This window comes from Rhodococcus marinonascens NBRC 14363 (assembly GCF_001894885.1).
In the GTDB taxonomy this organism is placed as follows: domain Bacteria; phylum Actinomycetota; class Actinomycetes; order Mycobacteriales; family Mycobacteriaceae; genus Rhodococcus_F; species Rhodococcus_F marinonascens.
The window spans coordinates 1-23000 of the sequence record NZ_BCXB01000030.1; the positions used below are offsets into that span (position 1 = coordinate 1).

Annotated in this window: 20 protein-coding genes and 6 tRNA genes; 11 read left to right on the top strand and 15 right to left on the bottom strand. The window is 65.8% G+C overall.

Features of this window, described 5'->3' with window-relative positions; genetic code table 11:
• From RM2_RS24850 to RM2_RS25365, 3 genes are all read left to right on the top strand, one after another.
• The coding region (locus RM2_RS24850) for a PRC-barrel domain-containing protein (RefSeq protein ID WP_218017244.1) at positions 1-631 on the top strand (631 nt) is incomplete at its 5' end.
• 17 nt (positions 632-648) lie between these two features.
• Positions 649-816 carry a PRC-barrel domain-containing protein gene (locus tag RM2_RS18560; RefSeq protein WP_281250428.1) on the top strand — a complete coding sequence of 56 codons (168 nt, stop codon included), beginning with the start codon at positions 649-651 and terminating at the stop codon, positions 814-816.
• A 330-nt stretch (positions 817-1146) separates the two neighbouring features.
• Positions 1147-1440 (top strand): hypothetical protein, encoded by a 294-nt coding sequence (locus tag RM2_RS25365; RefSeq protein WP_084721878.1) that lies wholly within the window; start codon positions 1147-1149, stop codon positions 1438-1440.
• Positions 1441-1491: 51 nt separating this feature from the next.
• On the opposite strand, the gene RM2_RS18570 is transcribed toward RM2_RS25365, so the two are convergent.
• From RM2_RS18570 to RM2_RS18585, 4 genes are all read right to left on the bottom strand, one after another.
• Positions 1492-3603: a 3-hydroxyacyl-CoA dehydrogenase NAD-binding domain-containing protein gene (locus tag RM2_RS18570; RefSeq protein ID WP_072691025.1), complete on the bottom strand. Its 2112-nt coding sequence runs from the start codon at positions 3601-3603 to the stop codon at positions 1492-1494.
• Positions 3604-4812 carry a thiolase family protein gene (locus RM2_RS18575; RefSeq protein WP_072691026.1) on the bottom strand — a complete coding sequence of 403 codons (1209 nt, stop codon included), beginning with the start codon at positions 4810-4812 and terminating at the stop codon, positions 3604-3606.
• Positions 4813-4984: 172 nt separating this feature from the next.
• A complete protein-coding gene (locus RM2_RS18580) occupies positions 4985-6271 on the bottom strand; it encodes an HRDC domain-containing protein (RefSeq protein ID WP_072691027.1) in 1287 nt (428 codons plus the stop codon).
• Between the two features lie 63 nt (positions 6272-6334).
• Complete coding sequence (locus tag RM2_RS18585; protein WP_072691060.1) at positions 6335-7738, bottom strand: WS/DGAT/MGAT family O-acyltransferase; 1404 nt, start codon at positions 7736-7738, stop codon at positions 6335-6337.
• Positions 7739-7902: 164 nt separating this feature from the next.
• Between RM2_RS18585 and RM2_RS18590 the strand changes: the two genes are divergently transcribed.
• Positions 7903-9147, top strand: a complete 1245-nt coding sequence (locus tag RM2_RS18590; RefSeq protein ID WP_072691061.1) for an alpha/beta hydrolase — start codon at positions 7903-7905, stop codon at positions 9145-9147.
• A gap of 31 nt (positions 9148-9178) precedes the next feature.
• Here the strand turns inward: RM2_RS18590 and RM2_RS18595 are convergent, their stop codons facing one another.
• Positions 9179-9772 (bottom strand): DUF3000 domain-containing protein, encoded by a 594-nt coding sequence (locus tag RM2_RS18595; protein ID WP_072691028.1) that lies wholly within the window; start codon positions 9770-9772, stop codon positions 9179-9181.
• Between the two features lie 160 nt (positions 9773-9932).
• Between RM2_RS18595 and hemE the strand changes: the two genes are divergently transcribed.
• From hemE to RM2_RS18615, 4 genes are all read left to right on the top strand, one after another.
• Positions 9933-11000, top strand: coding sequence for a uroporphyrinogen decarboxylase (hemE, locus tag RM2_RS18600; protein ID WP_174553877.1), 1068 nt, complete (start codon positions 9933-9935; stop codon positions 10998-11000).
• Positions 10997-12358, top strand: coding sequence for a protoporphyrinogen oxidase (locus tag RM2_RS18605; protein WP_072691030.1), 1362 nt, complete (start codon positions 10997-10999; stop codon positions 12356-12358). The genes hemE and RM2_RS18605 overlap by 4 nt, the downstream gene beginning before the upstream one ends.
• 4 nt (positions 12359-12362) lie before the next feature.
• Positions 12363-13058, top strand: coding sequence for a hydrogen peroxide-dependent heme synthase (hemQ, locus tag RM2_RS18610; RefSeq protein WP_072691031.1), 696 nt, complete (start codon positions 12363-12365; stop codon positions 13056-13058).
• Positions 13059-13119: 61 nt separating this feature from the next.
• Positions 13120-15423 (top strand): molybdopterin-dependent oxidoreductase, encoded by a 2304-nt coding sequence (locus RM2_RS18615; protein ID WP_373863357.1) that lies wholly within the window; start codon positions 13120-13122, stop codon positions 15421-15423.
• Here the strand turns inward: RM2_RS18615 and msrB are convergent.
• Genes msrB through RM2_RS18635 form a run of 4 tightly spaced genes read right to left on the bottom strand, consistent with a single transcriptional unit; the run spans position 15383 to position 19597 of the window.
• Complete coding sequence (gene msrB / locus RM2_RS18620; RefSeq protein WP_072691033.1) at positions 15383-15823, bottom strand: peptide-methionine (R)-S-oxide reductase MsrB; 441 nt, start codon at positions 15821-15823, stop codon at positions 15383-15385. The genes RM2_RS18615 and msrB overlap by 41 nt on opposite strands.
• A gap of 38 nt (positions 15824-15861) precedes the next feature.
• Positions 15862-17196, bottom strand: coding sequence for a glycosyltransferase family 87 protein (locus tag RM2_RS18625; protein WP_072691034.1), 1335 nt, complete (start codon positions 17194-17196; stop codon positions 15862-15864).
• A gap of 47 nt (positions 17197-17243) precedes the next feature.
• A complete protein-coding gene (locus RM2_RS18630; RefSeq protein ID WP_072691062.1) occupies positions 17244-18806 on the bottom strand; it encodes an alpha/beta fold hydrolase in 1563 nt (520 codons plus the stop codon).
• A 23-nt stretch (positions 18807-18829) separates the two neighbouring features.
• The gene (locus RM2_RS18635) at positions 18830-19597 is read right to left on the bottom strand and encodes a pyrimidine reductase family protein (RefSeq protein WP_072691063.1); all 768 of its coding nucleotides are present in this window, start codon (positions 19595-19597) and stop codon (positions 18830-18832) included.
• Positions 19598-19631: 34 nt separating this feature from the next.
• Between RM2_RS18635 and zapE the strand changes: the two genes are divergently transcribed.
• Entirely contained in the window at positions 19632-20648 is a 1017-nt protein-coding gene (zapE, locus tag RM2_RS18640) for a cell division protein ZapE (RefSeq protein WP_072691035.1), read from the top strand.
• Between the two features lie 10 nt (positions 20649-20658).
• On the opposite strand, the gene RM2_RS18645 is transcribed toward zapE, so the two are convergent.
• Positions 20659-21189: a GNAT family N-acetyltransferase gene (locus tag RM2_RS18645; protein ID WP_072691036.1), complete on the bottom strand. Its 531-nt coding sequence runs from the start codon at positions 21187-21189 to the stop codon at positions 20659-20661.
• Positions 21190-21551: 362 nt separating this feature from the next.
• On the opposite strand from RM2_RS18645, the gene RM2_RS18650 reads away from it, so the two are divergent.
• Positions 21552-21998 (top strand): alpha-isopropylmalate synthase regulatory domain-containing protein, encoded by a 447-nt coding sequence (locus RM2_RS18650; RefSeq protein WP_072691037.1) that lies wholly within the window; start codon positions 21552-21554, stop codon positions 21996-21998.
• Positions 21999-22058: 60 nt separating this feature from the next.
• On the opposite strand, the gene RM2_RS18655 is transcribed toward RM2_RS18650, so the two are convergent.
• The 5 genes from RM2_RS18655 to RM2_RS18675 all read right to left on the bottom strand — a co-directional run bounded on the left by RM2_RS18655 (position 22059) and on the right by RM2_RS18675 (position 22524).
• Positions 22059-22133, bottom strand: a tRNA-Val gene (locus RM2_RS18655).
• A gap of 16 nt (positions 22134-22149) precedes the next feature.
• A tRNA-Gly gene (locus tag RM2_RS18660) sits at positions 22150-22222 on the bottom strand.
• Between the two features lie 61 nt (positions 22223-22283).
• Positions 22284-22355: transfer RNA gene (locus tag RM2_RS18665), tRNA-Val, on the bottom strand.
• A 1-nt stretch (position 22356) separates the two neighbouring features.
• Positions 22357-22427, bottom strand: a tRNA-Cys gene (locus RM2_RS18670).
• A 24-nt stretch (positions 22428-22451) separates the two neighbouring features.
• Positions 22452-22524 (bottom strand) — tRNA-Gly (locus RM2_RS18675).
• A gap of 241 nt (positions 22525-22765) precedes the next feature.
• On the opposite strand from RM2_RS18675, the gene RM2_RS18680 reads away from it, so the two are divergent.
• Positions 22766-22837, top strand: a tRNA-Val gene (locus RM2_RS18680).
• The last annotated feature ends 163 nt before the right edge of the window (positions 22838-23000 follow it).

The window sequence follows — 23000 nt, forward strand, 5'->3', positions numbered from 1 at the left end:
AATCAGTCGACACATCGAATGGCGCTCCGCGCGCATCTCCTCGATTCCGCCGGAAGCGGGCCGCAATCATGTTTCGGGCCCTGCCATGATCGCCGTCGATGATGCACTAGGCCAGCTGCAGGCAGTTCTTGAGTACGCCAGGTCCCACCGCGGATCGGGGAGGGATGTCCTCGGCGCCGAAGTACTCACCGATGCCGGCACCGCGCTGGGCGCCGTAGTCGATGTGATCGTCGAGGTCGGCGATGCCGAGAGCAGGCGGTGTGATGTCGTCGGGTACGGGATCGAATCATACAAGTCTCTGGGGCACTGCGAGTCCCACTCGCTTCGTGCGCGACGGCCTGGCTGGTTTCGGCGCCGCCGCGTTCCGTGCGCAACTGAAAGGCTCACCTTGATGCGTTTCTCCGCTGCCGTCGGCCGCAGAGTGGCCGGAACCGACGCTGCTGACACGGTCGGACAAGTCGCCGGATTCGTCGTCGATCCGGCTGGGCGCCGAGTGCTTACCGTGCAGGTGAAGAAGTCCGGTTCGGGTACTGCGTTGCCATGGTCGAACATTGGCACGTTCGGCAACGATGCGGTCATCGTGCGCGCGGCGGACGCGATCGGCGAACCTGACGGCGCGATCGCGAGCTGACGGGCAGGGACCATGACCTGATCGACAAGCGAGTGCTTACCTCAACGGGAAACGAGTTGGGCACACTTACCGATGTCGACTTCGATCCGGATTCCGGGCCAGTCACCTCGCTGATTCTCGATGCCGAGGACGTGGGCGGCGCCCGTTTGGTCGGTGTCGGCTCCTACGTCGTCGATGCCCACTGATTCGCAACAGTTCCCGTTCTGGAACCCGCGGCGAGCACCGATCGCCGATGCCCTGCGCACCCGCCTGTGGCCGCTACCGTCACAGGGGGTGATCGCCGCGATCGTGGGGGGGGGGAGTCGGAACCGTGCAGCTCGATGCGGCCGTCGGCGGCTCGCTCCCGCATCGTTGTGGCGCTTGTTGTTCGGCGGCGGACCGAACGAGGCGAGGGAGGTCCTCGGCAGTCGTGGGATTGCTGATCACTGTGATGTCGTTGACCTTCTGGCTGGCGCTGGTGACATTGCAACCGGCCAGTAACCGGCTCTCGCCGCGGCTGTTGCGTACCTTCGCGCGTGACCGCTTCTGCAGCGCACATTGGCACTGTTTCTCGCGACATATTCCTCGCCCACCTGGTTCGCGAAATCCGGGTGGAGACGATGCTGAACAACGTCTACGACGACACCTCGTCCGGGTTTTTGGTTCGCCTGGACGAGCAGGTGCTGCTGGCCGCGGCGGTGCAAGCGGAGGCCGTGACTAGGGTGGACCGCGAGCCTGGCAGTTCCCTGGTGGCGGGAACACCGGTAGCTGTGGTCGTGCGGTCGTGCGGTCGCCGTTTCCGAGGGCGGTATATGGCAACCGAAACGTGAACGGGCGCGGCACGAAATCCCTTGCCGCGCCCGTCAGTTTTGGCTCAGTGACTACTTCACATTCGCGACGCCCGGGGCGAGGAATCGCTTGCTGTTGACAGCCTCCGATGTGCCGGTGCGGTCCAGATACGGCGTGATGCCACCGTTCCAGAAGCCGAACCCGCCGCCGAGGATCAGGCAGAGGTCGATGTCCTCCGCCGCTGCGACGACGCCCTCGTCCAGCATGATCTGGATCTCCTCGGCGAACGCCCGACGCGTGCGCTCGAGGACCTCCTGTGCAGTGGAGGGCTTGTCGCCCTGTTTCCACAGTTCCGCGACCTCGGGGTCGACGACCTGTTTGCCGTCGGCGCCGTAGCTCCACACCGCCGACTTCTTGGCCTCGACCAGGGCCTCGAGTCCGGGCGAGCTCGTGAACCGCTCCGGGTAGGCCGCCTGCAGGGTCTCGCCGGTGTGCAGCGCCACCGCCGGGCCGACGAGGGCCAGCAGTGTGAACGGCGACATCGGCATGCCGAGCTCGGTGATGGCGCTGTCCGCCACGTCGAACGGGGTGCCCTCGTCCACCGCGGACATGACCTCACCCAGGGTGCGGGTCACGAGCCGGTTGAAGACGAAGCCGGCCTTGTCGCCGCAGAGCACGGCGGACTTCTTCAGCGACTTCGCGGTAGCGAAAGCCGTTGCCAGCGTTGCATCGTCGGTCTGCTCGCCCTTGATGATCTCGAGGAGCGGCAGCACTGCGACAGGGTTGAAGAAGTGGAAGCCGACCACACGTTCGGGGTGCTTCAGGTCCGCGGCCATCTCGGTGATGGACAGCGAAGAGGTGTTGGTCGCCAGGATGGTCCCGGGGTCGATGTGCTCCTCGAGTTCCGCGAAGATCTTCTTCTTCAGGTCGAGGTTCTCGAACACCGCCTCGATCACGAAGTCAGTCTTCGCGAACGCGGCCTTGTCCAGCGAACCGGACACGAGCGCCTTCAGCCGATTTGCGGCGTCGGCGGACAGCCGGCCCTTGCCCTGCAGCTTGTCGATCTCGGTGTGGACGTATCCGACACCCTTGTCGATACGCTCCTGATCGATGTCGGTGAGGATCACCGGCACCTTCAACTGGCGGACGAACAGCATCGCGAGCTGGCTGGCCATCAGGCCGGCACCGACGATGCCGACGCCGGTGACCTTACGCGCGAGCGACTTGTCCGGTGCGCCCGCGGGGCGCTTCGCACGCTTGTTCACCAGGTCGAACGCGTACAGGCCGGCGCGCAACTCGTCGGCGAGCAGCAGATCGGCGAGAGCCTCGTCCTCGGCGGCGAATCCCTTGTCGAGCGATGCCGGATCGGTGAGGTCGGTGGTCCGCGCCAGTTCGAGGAGTTCGACAGCCTTGACCGGCCCGGGCGCGTTGTTCTGCGTCTTGCCCGCGACGATCGCCTTCGCCCGTGCGACGGCGTCGTCCCAGCCCTGGCCCCGGTCGATCTCGGGACGCGTGGGAGCGATCTCCCCGGCGAGAACCTGCGCGGCCCAGGCGAAGGACTGCTCGAGGAAGTCGGCCGAACCGAACACCGCGTCGACGACGCCGAGTTCGAGGGCCTTCTTCGGGCTGAGCGTCTTGTTCTGGTTCAGCGCATTCTCGAGGACGACGGTGACGGCGTTCGAGGGACCGATGAGGTTGGGGAGCAACTGCGTACCACCCCAGCCGGGAATCAGTCCGAGGAACGTCTCGGGAAGGCCGAGTGCGCCCGCGCTTTCGGAAGCGGTGCGGAAGTGGCTGTGCAGCGCGACCTCTAGCCCGCCGCCGAGCGCGACCCCGTTGACGAACGCGAACGTCGGCACGGACGACTCGCGCAGGCGGCGGAACACCTTGTGGCCGAGCCTGCCGAGTTCGAGCGCCTGGTCACGGTCCGTGATGCTCGGGACGCCCTTGAGGTCGGCTCCGGCTGCGAAGATGAAGGGCTTGCCGGTGATCGCGATCGCGACCGGGTTGGCGGCGAAGGCCTCGTCGAGTGCGGCGTCGAGTGCAGTCAGTCCACCCGGGCCGAAGGACGACGGCTTGGTGTGATCGAAACCGTTGTCGAGAGTGATCAGTGCGACCGGCCCCTCGATGTTCGGAACCGCGACGATCTTGGTGTATGCGTTCGTCACGACCTCGTCGGCGAATGCTGTTGCGATAGAAGTCATTTACTTTGCTCCGTCAAAAATCGGGTTTTCCCAGATCACCGTTCCGCCCATGCCCAGACCGATGCACATCGTGGTCAGGCCGTAGCGGACGTCGGGACGCTGGGCGAACTGGCGGGAAAGCTGGGTCATCAGGCGTACGCCCGAGGAGGCGAGGGGGTGACCGCATGCGATTGCCCCGCCCCACTGGTTGACCCGCGGATCGTCGTCGGCGATGCCGTAGTGCTCGAGGAAGGCGAGGACCTGAACCGCGAACGCCTCATTGATCTCGAACAGGCCGATGTCCTCGATCTTCAGACCGGTACGGGCCAGCAACTTCTCGGTGGCAGGCACCGGGCCGATGCCCATCACGGCGGGGTCGACACCCTGGAATGCGAATCCGACCATGCGCATACCGATCGGTAGCCCGAGTTCGGTTGCCGTGTCCTCGCCGGCGAGGAGTGCGGCCGTGGCGCCGTCGTTGAGGCCGGCGGCGTTACCGGCCGTGATCCGACCGGCGGGACGGAACGGTGTCTTGAGCTTGGCGAGGTCCTCGACGGTCGTTCCGGGGCGGGGCGGCTCGTCCTCGGTGGCCAGGCCCCAGCCCGCCGCGGAACGGGTGGCGACGGGGACGAGGGTGTCGGCAATGAAGCCGGCCTTTCGGGCGGCCTCGTACTTGTTCTGGCTGGCGACGGCATATGTGTCGGTCCGGTCCTTGGTGATGGTTGGGAACCGGTCGTGGAGGTTCTCAGCCGTGTTACCCATGACAAGCGCGCTGGGGTCGACGAGGCGATCGGCGAGGAACCGGGGATTCGGGTCTGCGCCCTCACCCATCGGGTGGCGGCCCATGTGCTCGACTCCGCCTGCGATCACCACGTCGTACTGGCCGAAGCCGATGCCCGACGCGGTGGTGGTGACGGACGTCATTGCACCGGCGCACATGCGGTCGACGGCGAAACCCGGCACGGTCTCGGGCAGTCCGGCGAGGATCCCAGCCGTGCGGCCGATGGTCAGGCCCTGGTCGCCTGTCTGCGTGGTCGCGGCGACCGCGACCTCGTCGATACGTGCGGGATCTAGTTGCGGATTGCGGCGAAGCAGTTCGCGGATGGTCTTCACGACGAGGTCGTCCGCACGGGTCTCCGCGTACATGCCCTTGGGTCCGGCCTTGCCGAACGGAGTGCGGATGCCGTCGACGAACACGACGTTGCGTTGATTGGTGGTGGATGGAGCCACGCGAATTCCTCCTGATGGAGCAGTTTGGTCCCGGATCACGGCAAGGCGTCCGGCCTCCCGGCCAGCGTACCCCTACCGTTACTCATGGGTAACTTGGTGGGTGCGGCGTCGGAAACCTCAACAGCGTACCCGAAGTGCCTGTGTCGGTGGACTAGTGCGCCGGTGTCGGAGTTCAGCTGTCCTCGGTACTTTTCCGTTCGACGGAGGCGAGCGCCGCACCCAGTACGGGCACCGTCAGCCGACGCTGCCACGGCCGGGCCTGACCGGTATCGAACACTTGCTCGGTCGCGGCCTCGAAGTCGCCGTCCTCGGGCGCCGTCCAATCCCAGCAGAGCCGCCGGACGAGTTCGGGTGTCACCAGATTCTCAACTGGGACCGACACCTCCGCGGCGAGCACCGCCAGGGCGGTACGAGCCGCCGTCAGCCTCTCGGCGGCGTCGGGGTCGTGCCGCGCCCACCGACTCGCGGGCGGCGGCCCCGTAGGGGGCGGGTTCTTGGGCGGGAGTTCGGTGTCCGGCAGCGCGCGGGCATCCTCGAGCGCCTGCAGCCAGATGCGGGAGTGCCGCCGTTGGCGGGGACCGCCGAACACGGGCAGGACCCTGAGTGCCTCGATGCTTCGCGGATCATTGCCCGAGGCGTCGATGATCGCCGAATCCGGCAGGACCCGACTGGGGGAGACGTCACGTTTCAGGGCGAGGTCTTCCCTCGCTTGCCACAGCGAGCGGGCGGCGGCGAATTGCCGCTGCGTCTTCAGCGACGTGATATGCGACGTGCGCCGCCAGCGGTCGGGTTTGGGCCTCGGCGGCCCCGCGAGCCGGACGTGTTCGAATTCCTGGGCCGCCCAGTCGCTCTTGCCCTGTTGGTCGAGTTCGGCGGCCATCTTGTTGCGGAGTTCGACGAGCAATTCGACGTCGAGTGCAGCGTAGTTCAGCCACGAGTCGGGCAGTGGACGCTTCGACCAGTCGGCGGCGCCGTGTCCTTTTCGCAGTTCGAAGCCCAGCACTCGGTCGACCATCGCGGCGAGGCCGACCCGCTCGAAACCGGCCAGACGGCCCGCAAGTTCGGTGTCGAACAGGGTTGCCGGTGCCAGTCCCAGCTCCGCGAGCCCCGGAAGATCCTGGTCCGCGGCGTGCAGAATCCACTCGAGTGGGTTGATCACCTCGGCGAGCGGGGCGAGATCGGCGGCGCAGGGGATCGGATCGAGGAGAACCGTCCCGGCGCCCTCGCGCCGCAGTTGCACCAGGTATGCCCGCGCTGAGTACCGGAAACCGGATGCGCGCTCGGCGTCGACCGCCAGAGGGCCGGTGGCCCGGTTCAGCGACTCCGCGGCTTTCGCGACCCCCTCGGCGGTGGTCACCACGTCCGGCACGCCGTCCCGCGGTGCGAGCAGGGCTACGACCTGCCGGTCTGACTCTTCGACGGGAACGTGTGACGAGGTCTCATCGGTGACTTCTGGCATGAAAGCTGACTCTACGTCCCTTCGAAAATGCCGCAGCACGTCATCGGGTTCACGCCCTAGCCTTCATGGCCTAGCCTTCACGGCCAAGGCGGCCTCCACGAGTTCTTCGAGCGCACGAGGAAAAGCGTCGACCAGGTCCCACAGCTGTGGAGCGAGTTCCGGGCAACTCATGAGACCGACATTGAGCTGACCATTGAGCGACATCACCGTTACGTTGAGCGCCGCGCCGTGGAAGATCGGGCCGAGCGGATACATCGCCTTTATCAGAGCGCCAAGGAAATACATCGGGACGGGTGGTCCGGGCACGTTGGAGATGACCAGGTTGTGAACCACGGGATGTCGCTCCGCCAGCCCGAGTGCCGAGTAGAGGCGCATGGCCGTGCCGAACACCGCCTGGCCGGCGAACTGGGACCAATCCTGAAGCAAAGTCGCCCCGAGCGCTTCGTTGTGCCCTTTGGAGGTGGAATTTCCTTCGGCGATCCCGAGCAGGCGCTCGACGGGGTCCTCCATGTGGGTTCTGAGTTCGCTCAGCATGAGAGAAACCTGGTTGGTTCCGGGACGGTCGGTCTTTCCGTGCACCGACACCGGGACTGCTGCGACGAGTGATCTGTCGGGCAGTTCCCGTCGGTTCTTGAGGTAGTGACGCAGCGCACCCGAGCACATGGCGAGGACGACGTCGTTGACTTTGACGCCGAAGGCATCCTTTACCGTCTTGACCTTGGCGAGGTCGAGTTGGGTGAACGCCAGGTTGCGGTGGCTGGTCAGTGTTCCGTTCAACGAGGTGCGCGGCGCGGTGAACGGCGCGGGCATCGCATCCCCGCGGCGGGCGCGTTCCATCCAGCGGGGCAGCACGGCGAGGCTCTCCGGGAGGATCCTGAGTAGCTTCGCGGGCCGTGAGGCCACTGCCAGCAGTCCACCCACGGCGATGTCGAGGGTGCTCGCCTGGCCGGCGCCCTCTACGGACTCGTCGGGGCTGGACCACGCCGTATCCGCCGTGAGGCCGCACAGTTGGGCGATCATGTTCGCGCCGGTGACGCCGTCGACGCCCGCGTGGTGCATCTTCGACATGACGGCGACGGAACCGTCTTCGAGTCCCTCGATCACCCACATCTCCCACAGGGGTCGAGCGCGGTCGAGCGGAATCCCGGCAATGTCTCCGCACATTTGGGCAAGCTCGTCGCGGCCACCGGGGGACGGAAGAGCGACGCGATGACAGTGCCGGTTGATGTCGAAGTCGGTGTCGTCGACCCATACGGGATGGTCGAGGTTGAATCGGGAGTCCTGCAACTTTCGGCGGAACGCCGGTATGCCCATGATGCGTACGGCGAGTTCGGCCTCGAGGTCCGCGAATGCATATCCGCCTGGAATCGTCGAGACGTCGAGGACGACGACCCCGCAGATATGAAGCAGTTGGGTTGATGTTTCGAGGTAGAGGAAGGACGCGTCGAGCCCGCTGAGTCGCTGCACCACTAGATGCTAGAACACGTTCTAACGAATGGTCCAATGGCTTGGGAAAGTCAGTGGTGAAAGCCAGTCCGTTCGCTTGAACAGCTGGAGTTCATCGTTCTCGATTTGCTGCGGCATCACAGGTTGTACATCTGAGCGATCGGAACATGTTCTACGATGAGGACATGATTCGCGGCTTCGTTCTCCGGCAGGCGGTCGGCGCAGCACTCACAGCCAACGCTCTGCGTCCGTTGCCCGGCGCGCCCACGTCGTTCGTCGCGTTCTTATCGGGGTGGCTCACCACGGAACTCGCACCGCACCTTCTCGCCGCGACGGCCACGGACGTCGCCCAGCACGTCGCACGTCGCGGGACACGGACCCGCGCCGACCGTGTGGGGCTCGCGCTGGCCGGAGCATCCGCGGCGGGCCTCGCCGCAGTCATCGCCATCGGACAGGGTGCCCGTCGGGAAGCTGAATCCGCCCTCGTCGAGGCACTCGGCGAGGGCCACGCGGATCGCGACAGTGCTGTCGGACGCACGGGTCGGCCCGTCTGGCGTCAACTCCTCAACCCGTTCTGGATCCGAGACAAGGCGGTCACCAGGGTCCGGGACATCGCGTACCTGCCGGGCGGGCGACGGACCCGTCTCGACATCTACCACCGGCAGGATGTGCCGGAGAAGAGTCCGGTACTCCTGCAGATTCACGGCGGGGGTTGGGTGATCGGTAGCAAGAACCAGCAGGGACTTCCGCTCATGCTCGAGATGGCCTCCCGGGGATGGGTCTGCGCGGCCGTCAACTACCCGTTGTCACCGAAGGCGAAATGGCCGGCGCACCTGATCGCGATCAAGCAGGCACTGGCCTGGCTTAGGGAGAATGTCGAGGAGTACGGCGGCGACCCCGGTTTCATCGCGGTGACCGGAGGGTCGGCCGGTGGTCATCTCGCGGCGATGGTCGCGTTGACGGCAGGTGACCGGCGGTTTCAGCCGGGTTTCGAAGATGTCGACACGTCGGTTCAGGCCTGCGTCCCCTACTACGGCGTCTACGACATCGCCGGTGACACCGGAATCAAGGGGGGTCTCCGCTCGGGTCTGATGCCGATTGTGCTCGGCAAGCGGCGGGCCAGGTTCCCGGACGACTACCGGGCCGCGTCGCCGTTCGGGCATTTGCGAGCGGACGCGCCACCGTTCTTCGTGATCCACGGCACGAACGATTCGCTGGTGCCGGTCGCCGAGGCACGGATCTTCGTCGACGAACTCCGGCAGGTGTCTGACAACCCGGTCGCATACGCCGAGCTCCGGGGGGCGCAGCACGCTTTCGACATTTTTCCCTCGATCCGCAGCATCGGCGTCACCCGCGCTGTGGGCCGGTTCCTCGAGTGGTCGCGGAGAGGCACCACGGCCACGCCTCCGGCAGAGGTCGTGTCCCCGTAGCTGACTGCTCGCTGCCGAGTGGCGTAGCGAACTACTTGTCGCCGAGCGTGCGCAGTTGCGCGACACCGGCGGGTGGCAGGCCCGCGGCATACGCGAGGACCTCGCAGAAGGCCTCGACGTGCGTTGCCAGCTCGACCGAGGTCGCGGTCCAGGACGCCCGCAGCTCCAGTTGGTGTGCGTGCGAGGGTCCAGCGATGTCGCCGTAACGTACAGACGTCGTGGCGGTCACGGTTCCGCCGAGCGCATTGAAGGGTTCATTGCGTGACTCGAGCGCGTCCACGAGCCAACTCCATGCAACCTCCGGAAGCAGCGGATCCTCCGCCACGGCAGCGTCTAGGTCAGCCTGAATGTAGGCGACCAGTCGCATGGTTCCGTTCCAGGCTTCGTCGCCTTCGGGGTCGAAGAGGAGGATCAATCTGCCGAATGCGTCACTGTCGCCCTGTCCGGCGACATCACCGTCGTCTACGTGAACGACCTCTGCACCGACGGCGTAGCTGTACGGCGCAAGACGCTGCGGGGGCCGGATGGGGCCAATCTCGATGTCAGCACGAACTTGTGCGGAGCTCATCGCGGCGACGGCGCTGCGGAACTCGGCCGGTTCGACGGGCGATCCCGAAGTCGTCACAGTTGGGGACGGTAGACCCGGATCGGCACATCTCGTCGGAGGCGCGCCGAGTAGGGGCGCTCGGAGACGGCGTCCAGGCATGGCAGCATGAGAGCTGCCACATAGGAGCCGGCAGAGAGTGTGAGGGTCGATGAGCGGGTTGGAAACTACCAATGCGGGTATGAGTGAGCGGGCGACGTACGCCTCGAGGCGGGTGCTGCCGGAGGCGCCCTTCTTGGCGGCCGCGGAAGGTCGCACTCCAAGTCACCGCCCGGTGTGGTTCATGCGGCAGGCGGGCCGTTCCCTCCCTGAGTACCGCGAGATCCGGGCGGGCACAGGGATGCTCGAGTCGTGCTTCGACCCGGCGCTCGTCTGCGAGATCACCATGCAGCCGGTGCGCCGGCACGGTGTCGACGCGGCGATCCTGTTTTCCGACATCGTGGTGCCGCTGAAGGCCTCAGGCATCGACCTGGACATCGTGGCGGGCACCGGTCCCGTCGTCGCGGAACCGCTGCGGTCGATCGCCGACGTGGCAGCCCTGCCGCGCCTCGTTCCGGAGGAAGTGGGGGCAGTCGTCCAGGCGGTGCAGTTGCTGATTGCGGAACTGGGCTCGACGCCGCTGATCGGCTTCGCCGGGGCTCCGTTCACCCTGGCCTCGTACCTGGTGGAGGGCGGTCCTAGCCGCAATCATGAGCGCACGAAGGCACTCATGCACTCCGACCCGAAGACATGGCACACGTTGCTGGGAAGCCTGGCCGACACCACCATCACCTTCCTGCAGGCCCAAATCCGCGCGGGAGTCGATGCGGTGCAACTGTTCGACTCCTGGGCAGGCACGCTCTCCCTGGCCGAGTACCGGGAATTCGTTCTTCCCCATTCCGAGCGAGTGTTCGCGGAGGTGGCGAGCGCGAAGGTGCCACGCATCCACTTCGGGGTCGGCACCGGTGAACTGCTCGGCGTGATGGGCGAAGCGGGAGCCGACGTGGTGGGCGTCGACTGGCGCATCCCTCTTGACGTGGCGGCACGCCGAGTGGGCCCTGACAAGGCGCTGCAGGGCAATCTCGATCCCGCTGTGCTGTTCGCGGGACCGTCCGCGGTCGAGAAGCAGGTCCGCCGCATCGCCGGCGAGGCGGACGTGGCCCTCGCGGGTGGAACGGCGGGCCATATCTTCAACCTCGGCCACGGGGTCCTGCCGGACACCGATCCGGGAGTGCTGACCGCAGTGGTCGAGTTGGTGCACTCGCTGTGACCGCGACGTCGCCGAATGTGCTCGTTGTCGGCGGCGGCATCTCCGGCCTGGTTGCTGCGTATCGACTCCGGAAACGATTCGGCGCCGCCGCCCGCATCACCCTGGCGGACGGCGCGCCCCGACTCGGCGGCAAGTTGCGCACGGTGACGTTGGCGGGCGGACCTGTCGACGTGGGTGCGGAGGCGTTCATCGCGCGTCGCCCGGAGGTGCCTGCCTTGCTGGACGAACTCGGACTGTCCGGTCAACTGGTGTACCCGGCGGGTCTGCGACCGCTCATCTGGTCCGAGAACTCGCTGCACCCTCTACCGCAGAACACGTTGTTGGGGATCCCCGCCGACGCCGACAGCCTCCGTGGTCTCGTCGACGAACGGACACTCGAGCAGATTGCGGGCGAGGGGGCGATACCCTTCGACTGGACCCCCGGTTCGGATGTGGCGGTGGGTGACCTGGTGGGCGAGCGGTTCGGTGCCCAGGTGGTCCGGCGGTCGGTGGATCCGCTTCTCGGAGGTGTCTATTCGGGTCTGGCGGATTCGATCGGCGTGCGCGCCGCGATACCGACCCTCGCCGCGGCGCTCGACCGCGGCGCCACGAGCCTGTCCGCAGCCGTGGCCGAGGCGTTGCCCGCCCCGAGCACTGGTCCGGTTTTCGGGGCGTTGCGCGGCGGTTACGGCGTTCTCCTGGAAGCGCTGTCGGCGGCTGCGTCGGTGGAGGTCGTGCACGAGCAGATTCGCTCGCTCCGGCGAGATGGCGACGGTTGGCGTGCGGATCCAGTGGGCCGCGTGGACGGGGTAGTCCTCGCCGTGCCCGCCACCCAGCTGCGTGGATTGCTTACCGGCATCTCCCCTCGCGCCGCTGCGGCGGCCGAGGGGATCCCGCTGGCATCCTCGGCGGTGGTCGCGCTGGCGCTCCCGATCGACGCGGACGTTCCACTCAACTCGGGGATCCTCGTCGCCACCGATGCGGCGCTCGGAGCGAAGGCCTTCACACTGTCGAGCCGAAAGTGGACGCACCTCGCCACACGCGAGGCGACCCTGGTGCGGGCGTCTTTCGGACGGTTCGGCGACGCCGGGATCGTCGATGCCACCGACGAGGAGTTGGTCGCCGCGGCGCGCCGTGACCTCGCGGCCGTGACCGGTGTGTCCGATACGCCCGTCGCTGCACACGTGCAGCGCTGGCGCGGCGGCCTGCCGCAGTACGGTCCCGGGCACCTTGACCGGGTTGCGGCGATCGAGCAGGAAATCGCAGGCCTGGACGGTGTGGAGGTGGCCGGGGCGCTGCTGCACGGGGTGGGTGTTCCCGCCTGCATCGCCGCTGCCACGATGGCCGCGACGAGGCTCGCGGATCGAGTGGCACGATAGACCCATGGCACGCCTCGACTTCGACACATTGAACTCTGACATCCGCTACCTCATGTTCTCGGTGTTCCAAGTGGAACCCGGCATTCTCGGGGACGACAGGGAAGCTGTCGTCAAGGAAGCGCGAATCTTCTTCGAAGGTCAGGCAGAGAAGGGCGTCGTGGTTCGCGGTCTTTACGACGTGGCCGGACTGCGCGCCGACGCCGACTTCATGATCTGGACCCACTCGGCGAGCATCGAGGCGCTCCAGGCCGCCTACTCCGACTTCCGCCGTACGACCGCGCTCGGCCGGGCGAGTGCACCGGTGTGGAGCAACGTCGCGTGCCACCGACCCGCGGAATTCAACAAGAGCCACATTCCCGCGTTCATCGCCGGCGAGGACCCCGGCAACTACATCTGCGTGTACCCGTTCGTCAGGTCCTACGAGTGGTACCTGCTGCCCGACGACGAGCGCCGCAAGATGCTTGCGGACCACGGTATGGCCGCCCGCGGCTACAAGGACGTGCGTGCCAACACCGTGCCCTCGTTCGCGCTGGGCGACTATGAGTGGATCCTCGCGTTCGAAGCCCCCGAGTTGCATCGCATCGTCGATCTCATGCGTGATCTCCGTGCCACCGAGGCTCGACTGCACGTGCGCGAAGAGGTGCCGTTCTTCACCGGCCCGCGGGTGGATGTGGACAAACTCGTCGCCGCTCTTCCATGATCCACGGGACCATTCGGTGAATGATTCCAACCGGGCGGCCCCTGCGGCCCGCCGTCAGCACATGTCGCACTGGGGCATGTTCGAAGCTGAGGTGGCGGACGGTGACGTGGTCGCCGCGCACCCGTACACCGGTGACACCGACCCGTCACCGGTGCTCGGCAACATAGCCGGGTCGGTTCGCAGCAAGGCGCGGATCACCGGGCCCGCAGTGCGCCGGGGCTGGCTCGAGAACGGTCCGGGACCGAGCAGTGGCCGCGGTTCCGACGAATTCGTGTCGGTCGACTGGGAAGAGCTGACCCACCGCTTGGCGAACGAATTGCGCAGGGTCGTCGACACCCACGGCAACAGCGCCATCTACGGCGGTTCGTACGGCTGGGCCAGTGCGGGACGGTTCCACCACGCACAGAGTCAGGTCCACCGGTTCCTGAACACCCTGGGCGGCTACACCCGTTCGGTCCACAGCTACTCGTTCGGCGCGACGGGTGTCGTCATGCCGAGAGTTGTGGGCACGTACTGGAAGATGTTTGCCCGCTCCACATCCTGGAAGATCATCGCCGAGCGCACCGATCTCCTGGTGTGCTTCGGTGGTGTCCCGCTCAAGAACACAGGGGTCAATCACGGCGGCACCAGTGATCACCCCACCCGTGGCGCACTCGACGCGTTGCGCCGCCGCGGCGGATCCATCGTCTCCTTCAGTCCGCTGCGCGACGATCTGCACGGCGCCGGCGAACGGCACGCCCCGGTTCCCGGGACCGATGTCGCGATCATGCTCGCTCTCGCCTACGTCCTCGCGACCGAAGGTTTGCACGACACGTCCTTCTTGAACAGTCACTGCGTCGGCTACGACCGCTTCGAGCAGTACCTCCTCGGAGTCTCCGACGGCGAGCCGAAGTCGCCCGCGTGGGCCGAGCGGATCTGTGGAATCGCGGCCGCCGAACTGGTGACCCTTGCCAGGCGGATGGCCGCCGGGCGCACAATGCTGACCGTCACGTGGTCCCTGCAGCGTGTCCGGCACGGCGAGCAGGCCCCCTGGATGGGCGTCAGCCTTGCGGCGATGCTGGGCCAGATCGGCCTTCCCGGCGGTGGGTTCGGCCACGGCTACGGTTCCATGAACGAACCCGGGCTCGCGCCCGTTCCCTACCCGCTGCCCACGCTTCCGCAGGGGCGCAACCCCGTCCGCGACTTCATTCCGGTGGCCGCCGTCTCGGACATGCTCCTCAATCCGGGCGCACAGTTCGACTACGACGGTCGGCGGCTCACGTATCCGGACATCCGGTTGGTGTACTGGGCGGGCGGCAATCCGTTCCATCATCATCAAGACATCGGGCGACTGCGTCGTGCGCTTGCCCGGCCGGACACGATCGTCGTCCACGACCCCTACTGGACGCCGATGGCGCGACACGCTGACATTGTGGTCCCATCCACCACCTCCCTCGAGAGGGCCGACATCAGTTGCACCCGCAACGACCCCCTGCTCGTCGCCATGCATGCCGCAGTCGGGCCCTATGCCGATTCTCGGGACGACTACGACACGTTCGCCGAGGTGGCCGAGAAGCTGGGTGTCGGTGAGGAGTTTACCGAGGGTCGGTCGTCCGAGCAGTGGCTCGAGCACCTCTACGGTCAGTGGCGGGACTTCGTCCGCGCGGACGATGTGCCCGCGCCGAGTTTCGACGAGTTCTGGACTCAGGGCCACGTGCGGATGCGGACGGAGGACGATCTGATTTTGTTCGGCGACTTCCGGGCGGATCCGGTGAACAACCCCCTCGACACCCCGAGCGGGAAAATCGAGATCTTCTCAGCTGACATCGACGGGTTCGGCTACCAGGACTGTGCCGGCCATCCGCGCTGGTACGAGCCGGAGGAATGGCTGGGAGGCCCGCGGGCACAGCAGTTCCCGCTGCACTTGATCGCCAACCAGCCGCGCACCCGTTTGCACAGCCAACTCGACCACGGCGATACCAGTCAGAAGTCGAAGGTTCAGGGCCGTGAGCCGCTACGGATCCATCCCGAGGATGCGGCCGGGCGGGCCCTCGAGACCGGAGACGTCGCCCGCGTGTTCAACGATCGCGGCGCCTGCCTCGTCGGTGTGGTCGTCGATGACGGAGTCCGCCACGGCGTGGTGCAACTGTCTACGGGCGCCTGGTATGACCCACTCGACGCCAGTGACCCCGATTCGCTCTGCGTGCACGGGAACCCGAACGTGCTGACCCCGGACGTGGGAACGTCGTCGCTCGCCCACGGCAGTACAGGTCAGCACGTGCTCGTCGAGATCGAGCGGTACGAAGGCGAACTACCGCCGATCCGCGCGTTCGATCCGCCCACGATCATTCGCCGGTCGGCTGCAGGACCAACGAGATCGAATTGATGCAGTACCGCTGATCGGTGGGGGTGGGGTAGCCCTCTCCCTCGAAGACGTGTCCGAGGTGGCTGTGACACGTAGTGCAGATCACCTCGACGCGGCGCATGCCGAGCGAACTGTCCTCGCGCAGAATGACGGCGTCCGAGTCTGCCGGATCGAAGAACGACGGCCATCCGCAGTGTGATTCGAACTTCTCCGTGCTGCGGAACAATTCGGCGCCACACGCGCGGCAGTAGTAGACGCCCTCCGTGGTCGCGTCGGTGTACTCGCCGACGAAGGGGCGCTCGGTTCCGGCCTGGCGCAGCACCGCGTATTCCTCGGGCGTCAGCTTCTCGCGCCACTCGCTTTCGGAGAGGGCGACCTTCGGCGACGACTGTGGGGGATCATCCTGCGGCTTCGAAGTCATCACTCCACGCTAATCCCTTTCGCGAAGTTCGGCGGCAGCTAGGTCTTGGCGGGGGTCGGCTCGACTCCGGGCTGTTCGGGCCCTTCGGGGGCGAGCGGATCGTCCGGTTGCTTCTCGCCCGGTTCGAGCAGGAAGGCCGGGTCGATCCCCTGATCGAGTCGACCTTCGCGTCGTGCGGTGATGTAACGTACGGCCAGCACACCGAAGATCACCAAGAGAATGAGGCTCCACCCGAGCGTGGTCTTCATGTATTCGGCAGAACGGCCTGCCTCCATGAACCGACTCGACAACCAGCTGTCATAGCTCATGAACCCGTACACCGCCAACCAGGCCGGCCAGTTCCGCATCACCGAGTTCTTGAGCACCACCGACATCAGGAGCGGGAACAGCATCATCGAGTAGTACATCTGGCCGAGCGATCCGAGAAGCCAGGACGCGGTCAGGAGAACACCGGACGTGGTGACCAGGAAGAAGAGTTCGTCGTGACGGTAGTAGCGGTAGAGCAACCACAGCGATGCGAGCACGATGGCGGCGAAAGCGCCGCGGAGGGCATAGATCATGGCGGTGGGGAGGCCGTAGTACTTGCCGTTGCCAACGATCGCGCTGTTGAAGTAGTCGCGCGATTCCATCAGGTACGGCATCGTGTGGCGTACGAAGTCCATCGGGTCTGCCGACAGTGGCCACGCCACGGCTGTGAGGATGAGCGGGATGCCGATGGCGGTGACGAAGACTTTCCACCGCCCTTGTACCAGCGGTAGGAGGAGTAGTGGGGCCAGGATCGGTTTGACCGCGAAGGTCAGCCCGATTGCAGCCCCGGACCAAAGATCCTTCCGCTTCATCAGCAGAATGAGGAAGCCGATCTCACCGAGCAGGACGAGGCCGTTGATGTTGGTGAAGACGAGCGTGTTCGTGACGGTCTCCGACGAGAACGTGCCGAGCAACAGGATCGGGGCCGCAATGGAGTTCAACCCCAGGCCGAACATGCGTAGGAGCAGGTAGAGCGCAAAGAGGATGGCGACTGCGTTTGCGATGATGAACAACCAGCGAGATTTCTCGGGGTCGATCACTGCGATCGGAGCCATCAGCAACGTGCCGGACGGGGGATATAGATAGTGCGGATCCACCCAGTCGAAGTTGGCGGTATACACCGGGCGCCCGTTCAAGAATGCCAGTGCGGCGTTGTAGACCGGGCGGAAGTCGTCGGTGATGTTGCCGTTGACCGCTTTGACGACTACTCGATGCAGCACGGTCATAACGGCGATCGGCCACAGCGCGAAGCTGATCACCTCGTTGGCAGTCCGCCCGGTGCGCGGTTCGAGTTGTCGAAGGAACACTACGGCACGGTACACCGAGAGGCCCTGACATGCGGTCAGGCACCCCTGCGGAGGTCGCCTTTGCGGGGTTCAGTGCGGCGCCACGGCTATGCGGGGCAGGCGCTGCCGTCCGGTGGCAGCACGCCGTCGGCCAAGTAGGTGACGATCGAGTTCTGGGCGCAGTCCGATTGCGCGGCCGGGTGGCCGCTGCCGTGCCACGTCACTGTGGCGGTGGTTGCTCCCGCGCTCGATACGACACCGGTCACGATCCCGACACCCGCGGTCCCGACGATCGGGTCGGCGATACCGTCGAGCACGAGAACCGGCATGTTCAGCTCACCGGGCAGGGCAGGCGGCGCAGTCGTGGGCCACGAGGTGCACGCCAGCAGTCCGATGGCAGCGCTCGGTCCGAAGAGCGGGAATCGCTCGCCCCATAGATCCTGCAGTTCGCGAACCCTGTCGGGCCCCGGCCACTGCTGGCCGTCGGTGCATCGAGTGATCAGCTGGCCGTCGCTCTCCAGGGCTCCTTCGGACTGGAGAGCCAGCGCGAGGATCGGCGCCGTGTTGCCCGCGACTGCGGTCGACACCGCATCGGACAGCGCCGGGACGCGACCGAGTTGGTCGCCACCGGTCGCGGCGAGGGTGCCGGTCACCGCGGTGAGGAGCGCGTTCGTGGAGACCTGCGGGATCTGACCGTTCGAGGCGCGGGTTACGGCGTCGGTCATCGCTGCGCGCGGATCAGCGCCGAGGGAGCAGTTCAGGGCGGTGCACTGATTGGCGAAGGCGTCGAAGGCCGCTTCCTGACCGGCGAGCCGTTGCTCGGCGACGGTCGCGGCATCCACAGTGGTCGCTGCGGGGGAGTCGAGGACGAGCCGCCCGATCCGGTCCGGGTACTTGGCGGCATAGCTGAGAGCGACGGCACTGCCGTTGCCAGTGGCCAGAAGCCCCACGGAATCGACGTCCCAGATACTCCTCAGTGCCTCTATGTCATCAGCGGCATGGGTGCTGTCGAACGCCAGTTCCTGTGGCTGCAGGTAGTCGGTGCACGCGATGGTGGCGTCCCGGCCGAGCGCCGTCATCTTGTCGACCTGGTCGCCCGGCCCCGGGTCGAACTGTCCGAGATCGGCCAGGTTGCGCCGGAGTTGCGGTGTGAGGCACTCGATCTTCTGGGAAGACCCGATGCCGCGACGGTCCAGGGCGACCACCGGCCGCGTGGACAACAGACGCGTCAGGTCACCGGTGCTCAGTGCGGCGAGAGTCGCGGTCGACGACCGATCCGATCCGGACGTCAATATCAGCGGTGCCACGTTCTCGGGTGTGCCGGTGAGCCGTGCACGCAGCGCACCCATCGTGAATGTGCCGGGCAGGGTTCCGCTCTCGTCGACGGCGGCATCGTATGAGGCGCATTCGAAGATGAGGTCGCCCGGTGGTGGTGTTCCCGGGTCCAGCGCCGTGAGGGTGCTCTGCGTGCAGTCGAACCACGCCAGATCTGTCCTAGGGGCCTGCAACTCCGGCAGGGAAGCGCCGGGGTTCTCGGTTTCGGTCGCGGTCGCGCCGGGTTCGCTGCCGCCGCCCTCGCGCTCCACTGCCACGTGCGGCCGGTTGGACGGTCCGGCACCGCACGCGCTGCACACCACGAGAACCATTGCGAGCAATACCGGTCTGCGCATGCCGACCAGCCTGCCAGGTTCCGTCACGGCCGGGGCAGCCGCACCCATCTCGTGAGGACAGTGCCGTCAGAGTCGATGAGGATGTGCGCTGGAGCCATCGCGGTGACCTGTGCGCGCGGCGACGTCGCGATGCGGCCCGCGGTTCCACCTGCGAGCACGGGTGCTGTGGTAAGGCAGAGTTCGTCGATGGCATCATCCCCGGCGAGCCGACCGAACAGGCTCGGGCCGCCTTCGCAGAGCACCCTGTGCAGTCCCAACCCGTCCAACGCGGTGATCAGCCCGGTGCTGGTTACCTCGTGTTCGCCGGCGGTCACCACGCGTGCTCCCGCGCTCGTCAGGTCCGCAACCCGTGCCGGGTCCGCGTCCGCGCAAGTGACGACGATCGGTGCGACCTCGGTGTCGTTGAACAGGCGTGAGTGTGGGTCGAGATGGGCGCGGGCCGAGACGACCGCGATCGGCGGCAGGTCCGACATGCCTGACTCGACCCGTCGTTGTCGACCGTCGGGGCCGATGCGTACGCCGCCGTAGTCCTCGGTACGCACCGTTCCCGCCCCCACGACGACTACGTCGGCCAACTCGCGCAGGGTGTCGTAGACCTGCTTGTCCGCAGGGGTTCCGAGCGCTCCGCTGCGGCCGTCGACGGAGACGGCTCCGTCGATGCTGCACACGAAATTGGCGCGGATCCACGGACCGGGAATGTGCTTCGGGTACGCGTAGAGGCCGCGCAGGGCGTCCTCGGTCAGCTCACCGCCGTCCGATGTGAAGTTGGTCCCAATATGTGCGCGGTGCATGTAGCTGATCACAACACGTGGATACCCTTCGTGTATGCATGCACGCCTTGTCGATCGCAGCCCGATGGTGCCGGCCGATCAGTTGGTAGCTCAGATGGTGCCGCCGGCCATGTTCGACGAGGTGAGCTTCGCTTCGTATATCCCGGACCCCGCAGAACCCAGTCAGACCGCCGCGGTCCAGAAGGCTGAGGAATTCGCGAAGAAGGTTGCGAAGATCCGTGATGGCGGGCGACGCGGCCTGTTCGGTAGGAAGACCCAGGCTGCCGGTGCCGGCCTCTACCTCGACGGCGGCTTCGGTGTCGGTAAGACCCACCTCCTAGCCTCCATCTTCCATAGTGTCCCGGCGCCCAAGGCGATGGGCACGTTCGTCGAATTGACGCATGTAGTAGGCGCTCTCGGCTTCAACAAGGTCGTCGAAGAACTGTCCGATCACAGTGTTGTTTGTATCGACGAGTTCGAACTCGACGACCCGGGCGACACCATGCTGATATCCCGGCTGTTGTCGGAACTGTCGGCCCGCGGTGTGTCCATCGTCGCGACCTCGAACACACTGCCCGGTCAGCTTGGCGAGGGCCGGTTCGCGGCACAGGACTTTTTGCGCGAGATCAAGAAGCTGGGCTCCATCTTCGAGACGATCCGAGTCGACGGACCCGACTACCGTCACCGTGACCTTCCGCCGGCCCCCGACCCGATGACGTCCGCGGAACTCGTCGAGCGCGCGGAGTGCATCCCGGGCGCCACCCTCGACAACTTCGACGAGCTGTGCAAGCACCTCGGAACGCTGCATCCGTCCCGCTACAACAAGCTCGTCGAGGGCATTCCGGCTGTTTTCCTCGACGAGATCCACCCGGCCCAGGACCAGTCGGTGGCGCTGCGACTGGTGGTCCTCGCCGACCGCCTGTACGACGCGGGCATCCCGGTCGCGGTGTCGGGCGCCAAGCTCGACTCGATATTCACGCCCGAGATGCTGGCCGGCGGATACCGGAAGAAATATCTGCGCGCCACGTCGCGACTGCTCGCGCTCTCACGCTTCGAGGTCGCGGCGAGCTGAGCGCGGTTCGTTACAGCGCCCGCTGCATCACGAAATCGTGGTGCAGTTGGGTGCCTACGACAAACGTTTTCGTTCCCACCCGCTTGAATCCGTGTTTCGTGTAAAACCGTTGTGCGCGAATGTTTTCCTGGTTGACCCCGAGCCACAATCCGGCGCACCCGGCGTCGACGGCGCGTTCGACGATCGCGTTCATCATCGCGGCCGAAACGCCGGTCCCGTGATTGCCGGGGAGTACGTAGAGCTTGCTGATCTCAGTGGTCGGGCGCAGCGACACCACCTTGCCGACCTCCGGATCGGCAGGCTCGCCATCGATCAGCATCGCGTAGCCGACGATGGATCCTCCGTGAGTGACCTTCAGGACAGTGCGGTTCGGGTCGGTGAGGTATTCGGAGAACCGTTCGGCCGATAGGACGTCGTCGATGAATTCGGCGATGTCGTCCTGGGTCGCTCCGGGCGGGCAGGCGAGCGGGAACGTTGCCGCTGCCACATCGGCGATCGCCTCGGAATCCCAGATGCCGGCAGGGTTGATTTCGACAGTCACAGCTGATCCACCGCGTCCTTCGCTTCCTGAAGTGTCATCGTGAGTCACGTGCGGATACCCGGGCCTTCAGGATACGGGCGGAAGCCCAAGCAACGGGTGGGGTGGGTGTGCATATGAGTGCTCCTGGTTGCGGTTGGTGGGGGAGATCGTGCCGTGTAATTACCGGTTGTGGCCGAGTGTGAACACTCTACGTGCGCTCGCACACCGGGGCTTGTCTTGTCGGTCGGGTGTCGCCTACAGTGTCAACCATGCAGCGCATCCTCGTAGTTCTCCGCCGTAGCGGGGTCTGATCCGGACCGACCCCTCGCTGCGGGTCGCTGAGCTACGAGTTGGTCCTCCCTACTTTCAGGAAGACCACGAGCATGAGCACTTCCACTTCTTTCGCTGCACCCATTCCCTCGTCGTTGCCGCGGGCACTCCGAGGCGAATCGACCGGAATGAACTGGTCGTCGTTCGAGAATACGTACGCGCCATCGAACGGAACTTTCCGGCTGGGCAGTTGGTCGGAGACGAAGACGGGTCCGGGAACCTCGGACTTCGAGGCGACCCTCGGTATCGGTGAATCCATCCGCAAGGTCGGAGCGAACGCGTCCGGCCCCGTCGCGGCCATGACCTCGATGCTGTACGACGTCGGATGCTCGATCGAGATCTTGTCGTTCCATCAGCACGAGATCGGGGACCGTACCGCGACGTTCCTGCTCTGCGAGAGCGCCGGAACCCGACTGTGGGCGATGGGAATCGATGAGTCCCACACGGAATCGATTCTCCGCGCGATGATTTCCGGCGCCAACAGGTTGCAGGCGGCCTGATACGGAAAGAAGTTCAGCCCAGGTCGATGACCTGGGCTGAACTTCTCGGTTGACCCGAAATGGTGCGCGATACTGGGATTGAACCAGTGACCTCTTCCGTGTCAGGGAAGCGCTCTCCCGCTGAGCTAATCGCGCAGGATGAGGAATTGAGAGCGGACGACGGGATTCGAACCCGCGACCCCAACCTTGGCAAGGTTGTGCGCTACCAGCTGCGCCACGTCCGCATTCGCGAAAGGCCCCGTGCTCGGGGCCCCTCGCTGTCGAGCAGTCTTACATCTATCTCGGTGCGCGATACTGGGATTGAACCAGTGACCTCTTCCGTGTCAGGGAAGCGCTCTCCCGCTGAGCTAATCGCGCGAGGTGGAGACGGGAATCGAACCCGTGTGCACGGCTTTGCAGGCCGTTGCCTCACCACTCGGCCACTCCACCGTGAAGGTTGAGTCCAACCTCTCGAGCGGACGACGGGATTCGAACCCGCGACCCCAACCTTGGCAAGGTTGTGCGCTACCAGCTGCGCCACGTCCGCATGCACCACGTAAATCGCGGAGAATGTTCTCCGTGGTGCGGTTGAGAACATTAGCCGACCATCCGCGAATCTCACAAATCTGCAGGTCAAGAGATCGGGTCGTGAACTCCGTATGGATGCTGCCTGACCGCCGGCCGTCGAGGGTGGGTGCTGCTGCAATTCTCGACGCCGAGATTTTCGTTCGGCCGGTCGGCCGTGTTAATGTTCCAACTCGTTCGAGCGTGCACGTTTGGCGCGTTTCGGTCCCGTGGCTCAGTGGAAGAGCGTCCCGTTCACACCGGGAAGGTCGCTGGTTCGATCCCAGCCGGGACCACGAGCAGCAGAAGAGGGCGTCTCCGGCATCGGAGACGCCCTCTTCTGCTTTCGTGTGCGGTCGGCCGAAGGGTGGCATCAATTCTGTCAAGATTCGGTGACCGGCACGCCGACGGTGCTATGAGGTACCCCCGCAGGTCGCGCCCGGTAAGGTGGATAGGTGA